This is a genomic window from Telluria sp. AZSoR62, assembly GCF_058111565.1.
Genome location: NZ_JBYTST010000403.1, coordinates 1 through 259, shown reverse-complemented (window position 1 = coordinate 259; position 259 = coordinate 1). Strand labels below are relative to the sequence as shown.

Annotated in this window: 1 protein-coding gene; it reads left to right on the top strand. The window is 52.1% G+C overall.

What is annotated here, in order from left to right; translation table 11 throughout:
- Positions 1–40: 40 nt before the first annotated feature.
- Positions 41–259, top strand: a 219-nt coding sequence (locus AC3XQU_RS24250) for a hypothetical protein (protein WP_489876675.1), incomplete at its 3' end; no start/stop codon positions are given.

Here is a 259-nt window from a genome sequence, read left to right as displayed (position 1 = left end):
CACTGCTGTTCAGGTGAGCAGGCCATTCGGCAAAATGCTAATGAGCCCTGCTGAGCTTGATGTTCGTGGGCTGTTCGAGGCATGGATTTATGCACCGCTTGCGCTTTTAGCTTCAGCCCCAGTTCTTGCGCTTTTTTATGACGCCAGCCGTATGCAATCTGAAGGTGGGATTCATCCAGGAAATGGGCAGGGCACAGTCTGGATTTCACTAGGCGGCGCATGCTTGTTTTTTGCGGTGCTTACCTACCAGCGTTGGATA